General features: G+C 42.6%; 8 protein-coding genes and 1 pseudogene. 2 read left to right on the top strand and 7 right to left on the bottom strand.

Features of this window, described 5'->3' with window-relative positions:
• Window positions 1-261: DUF4058 family protein (locus ACE1CM_RS39135; protein ID WP_374884379.1), on the top strand; the 261-nt coding region annotated here is incomplete at its 5' end.
• A 46-nt stretch (window positions 262-307) separates the two neighbouring features.
• Here the strand turns inward: ACE1CM_RS39135 and ACE1CM_RS39130 are convergent.
• The 3 genes from ACE1CM_RS39130 to ACE1CM_RS39120 are packed head-to-tail and all read right to left on the bottom strand — an operon-like array spanning window position 308 to window position 1,744.
• On the bottom strand, window positions 308-1,258 hold the full coding sequence (locus ACE1CM_RS39130; protein WP_374884377.1) for a hypothetical protein: 951 nt from the start codon (window positions 1,256-1,258) through the stop codon (window positions 308-310).
• Window positions 1,209-1,493, bottom strand: a complete 285-nt coding sequence (locus ACE1CM_RS39125) for a hypothetical protein (protein WP_374884376.1) — start codon at window positions 1,491-1,493, stop codon at window positions 1,209-1,211. Before ACE1CM_RS39125 ends, ACE1CM_RS39130 begins: the two co-directional genes overlap by 50 nt.
• Complete coding sequence (locus ACE1CM_RS39120; protein WP_374884374.1) at window positions 1,490-1,744, bottom strand: hypothetical protein; 255 nt, start codon at window positions 1,742-1,744, stop codon at window positions 1,490-1,492. The genes ACE1CM_RS39125 and ACE1CM_RS39120 overlap by 4 nt, the downstream gene beginning before the upstream one ends.
• Before the next feature lie 67 nt (window positions 1,745-1,811).
• Here ACE1CM_RS39120 and ACE1CM_RS39115 point away from each other — a divergent pair, with 67 nt between their 5' ends.
• Complete coding sequence (locus ACE1CM_RS39115; protein WP_374884372.1) at window positions 1,812-2,045, top strand: hypothetical protein; 234 nt, start codon at window positions 1,812-1,814, stop codon at window positions 2,043-2,045.
• Window positions 2,046-2,091: 46 nt separating this feature from the next.
• Here the strand turns inward: ACE1CM_RS39115 and ACE1CM_RS39110 are convergent, their stop codons facing one another.
• The 4 genes and pseudogenes from ACE1CM_RS39110 to ACE1CM_RS39095 all read right to left on the bottom strand — a co-directional run.
• The gene (locus tag ACE1CM_RS39110; protein ID WP_374884370.1) at window positions 2,092-2,481 is read right to left on the bottom strand and encodes a hypothetical protein; all 390 of its coding nucleotides are present in this window, start codon (window positions 2,479-2,481) and stop codon (window positions 2,092-2,094) included.
• Between the two features lie 280 nt (window positions 2,482-2,761).
• Entirely contained in the window at window positions 2,762-3,106 is a 345-nt protein-coding gene (locus ACE1CM_RS39105; RefSeq protein ID WP_374884369.1) for a hypothetical protein, read from the bottom strand.
• 60 nt (window positions 3,107-3,166) lie between these two features.
• On the bottom strand, window positions 3,167-3,919 hold the full coding sequence (locus ACE1CM_RS39100) for a hypothetical protein (RefSeq protein ID WP_374884367.1): 753 nt from the start codon (window positions 3,917-3,919) through the stop codon (window positions 3,167-3,169).
• Window positions 3,920-3,947: 28 nt separating this feature from the next.
• Window positions 3,948-4,939, bottom strand: a pseudogene (locus ACE1CM_RS39095) (hypothetical protein); the annotation flags it as partial.

Raw genomic sequence — 4,939 nt, 5'->3', positions numbered from 1 at the left:
TCGAACTACCGCATTCTTGTCAGTCGGGCTAATCTGCGTCCTGAAGCTGAACTCTACCCGTTTAATCTGCGCGAATCAATTCCCCAATTCTTGCTTCCTTTGCAGCCAGGAGATGAAGAACCTGTTGTGAATTTATCTGAGGTTTTGGGACAGGTTTATCACGAGGCGGCGCTAGATTTTGCAATCGATTATTCAGTGCAACCTGTTCCACCGTTGAGCGATAGCGATTTTCAGTGGGTGCAGTCGTTGATAGAATCGTAGAACGGCAACTTGATCTTCCAGCCATCATCCTGACGGCACAAGCAATCTACAAGGCGATTTCCGCTTGAGTATCAGCAACTTTCTCTCGATTTATCGCCAGATGTTGAATAGGAGTATAATGTGCAGATATTGCCTGTTTCCGCCATCGATCTAAATCCTTCATTACCTCTTGAATTGATGGTAAATGTATAGGATTAGGAGCAGACATTAGCTCGTGATGATGCAAAAAACATTTGTAATAAAGCTCTCGTTGTTCAGCAACACTTAACCGCCCTTTTGAGTGTTCCAAAGTAGCTTTAATGCGGTCGTTTTCTTCTTGAGTATTAACAGGACAGCCATGCTGATTGAGATATTCCCAAGCTTTTTTAAGATCAGGGTGGAGAGGAACTTGGATTTGAGAAACAAAAGGTAAACTATCTTTATTCCCAATAGAACCGACTAGGCTACCATCGAGGGAGTTGAGAGATTTTGTATTTTTAGCAATAAATTGAATTGGCTGCCAATCCCACTGTGTAAGGTTGAGTTTATCCACTTGTTTAATTAATCCTTGTGGAGTTTTATCTACCGGATATTTAACTAGATCGCGATCGCCTTTTTCTAAACACAGTTGCCCTTTCCCATCCTCCAGATTCCGCCTGCGACTAATCAAATAATCTCCAACCTGAATTTCATCAGTTTTAGCCTTTTCTAGAATTTGATTGAGCAAACCCAACGCTTCTGTTTGGCGAAAGCTTTCTAACGTGGAAAGAGTACCAGCAGGGGCGAGAGATCCAAGCGCCGCAGCTAAATCTCTCAAATCTGTTTTAGGATCTGGTAAACCTGACTCAAGGCGATCGCCAACCATGAGAAATTCTTCTTTCTCAGCTGGTAGCATACCCTTGGGTGGGGTTTTAATAGCAAAAGAGTCATTTTTTCCGATGGTAAATTCCATTAGGGGATTGGCAAAATCAGTCAATTCGTCTTGTCGATGGTGAATGCCGATCAGTTGCCTTGCCACCGAAAAAGATTTGACCGACTCGTTCGAGTAAGGGTGTTCCCGATAAGTTTTGTTCGGCTTGTTCGACGATATTTTTGATGTCTGATTCCCAGATTTGACGTTGTTGATCCAGGGGAAATGCTGCGAGTAGCGCTTCTTTTGCGACGGTTTCTTTGTTGGCAATTTTTGACAGGATTTCTTGTCCGCCTGGGGTTTGGTTGAGGATAGCTTGTACATCTGTGCGATCGCTCCTCAACCCAAACCGGCCCAAAGGCGCTGCACAAGAGGACTGACACTGAATCGCGCCAACCGCATCCCCATCCCCCGCAGACCCGCCGTACTTTCAACCATTTCAATGGCTTGGGCAAATTGGTTAATATTGATACCTCTAACCATTTCTTCAGTCGCTTGAGGGAGGTTTGTTGGTTGACCTGGATCGATAGCCGTTTGAGAGAGTGCGGGTTGTTCTGTTTGGGATGGTTTAATTACTTGCGGTGTCGATTGCACATCAGGTTAAAAGTAACTACAATTCATGATGGATTTCTAAAATCGCAGATGCCCGCTGGAGGTGAAAATGTTATTAAATAACTATATTGCAGCGTTTATAACTACTTTAGTTTTGTTTTCATACTTATCAGCACCCGCTCAATTTCCACAGCTTCCAGATGCACGTCGTTTCGATAATAATCCAGAAGAAGTGGATCGATGGTTTAAACAATGTATAGAAATTAGTATATCCCCAAAGTTATTGAATTGTTATTCCGCAAAAATAGTTGTTTCTAAAAGTCAGATTACATTGGTTGATTAGGATTATAATATATGTCAAATCTTCCACAATAAACTATCAAATTATCCTAGATGTCAGAAGACCACATTGAAGTATCTAATCCGCCCACAAATGGGACTGATGAGTTAACTGTATTATATTTGTGATACAATTCTAAAGCTGGTAAGCAGTATGAGCGAGGTTTATTTCGGGCTGCCCGCTCATATTCATTAAGAATATTTTCTAATCTTTCCGGATAAAAATTATATTGTTCCATCCAGTATATTTCTTCATAATTTTGGCCGAGTTGGAATAAGTCACGAGCTAGGCTGTATCTTAATCTAGCTTTTTCATAAGCTGGAAGTAGAGAATAAAAGTCTTGCTTTGTCAGTGCTTTTACTGGAAGCTGAAAAATCAAAATACAACTTATTAGGGTTACAATCAGCTTGAGGGGTAGCAAATTTCGTCTATTTAACATTTTAGGACTCTCCTTATTTTCTGATTCTTCACAAATATTTCCAACTCCCTGTCCACTACAAAGACATTCAGTTCCTAAATCTAAAGAATATGGGACAGGACATCTTCTGTTTCCTCTACTATCACAGCAAAATGAGCCAGATCTAAACCTGATTGATAAACTATTTGATCCACTTGTAACTTGTAAAATTTTTTGGCCTGGAGAACTTGGTTCAAGCTTAGGAAGTTGATAAGTTTGTTGGCTTTTCGGTGAAAGTGTTATATTTTGGTTTATCCTGACTTCAGGACTTGACGGAATTGATGTAATCGCGCAATACGAGGGTGCTTTGAGCGAGAATCGTACCGTTATTGCTCAGTAAAAGTCCGACAACCAGAGGCCAAATTAATTCTGAAACAGCTCTAGTTTCATCGCCGTTAAGCATTTGCTTCCCCCACTGCACAATGAATAAAACCAACGAACCGACAGCGAATAAAATGCCAACCCGACACAAGGCGGCATAGAGTCCGCCGTTGAGGGTGTTTTGCCACAGTTCGTCAAAACCTTGTGCGACTAACGAACCACCTCCGGCGGCATTTTCTAACAGGTCGCCTGCGGCAAAATCGGCGATGAGGATGGGAGTTTTCATTGAACCCTCCACGCAGTAACCGCTAACTGCACATAGCAGTTAACGGTTAACAATTAAGGTTTATTGATTGGGATTGGAACCGATTTTAATGGCTTGCATTGTCCAGCCGGTAAGTTCCATGTTGTACGAGGTGAGGCGATTCAGATGCAGGCGATTGGTTGCCTGTTGTTTGGCTTGTTTTTCATCGATTTGCTTCAACATGGCGTTGGTTTGCAGGGTATTGAATTGACCCATTAAGTTGTCAGAACGCATTTGTCCTAACGTCGAGGCAATTTGAGGCATCTGATTGGCAATATTTTTTAGAACATCTTGAGTTGAAACGGCATTTTGAGCCTGTTCCCCTAACTGTTGGGTCGCCTCAACAGATTGCTTAGTTAGCTCAATTTGTTCTTGAGTGCGTTGCTGTCCTTCTGGCCCAGTACCTGCGGCAACCGTTGCTTCAACAATGGTTCGCCAAATCTTTTCCCCATTGGTGGCGGCGGCGACTACATCGTTGCGTTCGGTTGCATCTCCTTTGGCAGCAATGCTTTCTTCCACCGCTTGTTTGCTTTCTTCAAGACCGGGGATATTTAAATCGCCCATTGCTTGTTCCATCGCCGCTTGGATGTCAGCTTGCAAGCCTTCTCCAAATTTTTCCGCAGCAGATTGCAAGTGTTCTTGAATCTGATTAAAGTAGCTGGTAAACTGTTCCCAAAGCTTGCTCAAGGGATTGTTACTGCCGAAATCGAATCCCTTGGCTTGACTGGGAGGTGGGGCAGTTACAATTAATCCGAGGCTGAGTGCGATCGCTATAATTTTAGTTCGAGATTTCATCGACTTATCCTCCTAACAAATGTGGCAATTAAGCCACTTTATGTAAATGTTTTAATTTCGCTTGTTCCTGGGCTGCTTTTAGCAGTCCAGCAGCTTCCCCTGTCAGGGGTTCTCCTTTAATCATCTGGACGTATATCTCTGAAAATCTCACCAGTCCGGTGAGTGGGTCATCTTTATATTTGTTAAGGTATAAGGTTCTCAACTCTTGCTCATCTGGGTTGTTAGCAACAGCAGCCAGCAAGCAATGAGCGGGATAATATCGACAAAAGGTAAACTTGCTATTTTCATCCAGCAACCATTGAGAATAGATGCCTTCTTTCTTAGGAAAAAAGGATTCTGTAGAATTTCGCGAGATAAGTTCTGGAGGGGATTTGAAATATTTGATAAACGGTTCGATCGCCGAGGTTTGAATCCGACCGATGAGGCGGGTGGTGAGGTTGGCAAAGATTTTAGGAGCGGCTTTACTTTGATAGATACTATCGGGTTCTTGGGCAGATAAAATAACTCGAATCCCTGCCTTAGCCCCATTCGCACACAGCCTTCCAATCAGTTCAGAAATTGCTTCAAACTGGAATAAAATAGGAGCTTCATCTAGAAAAAAGATACTAGCTTTTGAACTAAGGGCGCGGCGGAGGGCAGCTGCATAAGCACTTAAAGCAAGAATTGCCGCATCTGCTTCGCTGCTTAAAGACCGCAAAGCAAAGACAAGCAATTTAGCATCGGTTCTAAAACTAGATGGTTTACTAATATTGTTAGATAAAGTTTGCTCCCACAACAGAAATCCTGAATGAAAGCTATCTTTCAGTATGATTTCGATGCGTTGAAATCTCACGGCGTGGATTTGTCCGGTAAACTGATGCCAAGTTTTCTGCCCTTGAAGCATGAGCTTTTCTACAAAGTCGGTTGTTTTGGTTTCTTCAGCACCTGCAACGGTGTAGGTGCAATAGAGTCTTAAAAATTTGGTCTGGCGAATTCCTTGTTGGGTTAATTCTCTCATTCTCAATCTTTCGGAACGTGCGA

Source organism: Microseira sp. BLCC-F43 (assembly GCF_041929235.1).
In the GTDB taxonomy this organism is placed as follows: Bacteria; Cyanobacteriota; Cyanobacteriia; order Cyanobacteriales; family Aerosakkonemataceae; genus Microseira.
Note: the sequence above shows the minus strand (reverse complement) of the source record. Positions and strands in the feature narration are given on the sequence as shown.

Bases quoted from the DNA above. Each gene is read 5' to 3' on its own strand.
- ACE1CM_RS39115 (WP_374884372.1), top strand. From the start codon at position 1,812: ATGTTATTAAATAACTATATTGCAGCGTTTATAACTACTTTAGTTTTG.
- ACE1CM_RS39110 (WP_374884370.1), bottom strand. From the start codon at position 2,481: ATGTTAAATAGACGAAATTTGCTACCCCTCAAGCTGATTGTAACCCTA.
- ACE1CM_RS39105 (WP_374884369.1), bottom strand. From the start codon at position 3,106: ATGAAAACTCCCATCCTCATCGCCGATTTTGCCGCAGGCGACCTGTTA.
- ACE1CM_RS39100 (WP_374884367.1), bottom strand. From the start codon at position 3,919: ATGAAATCTCGAACTAAAATTATAGCGATCGCACTCAGCCTCGGATTA.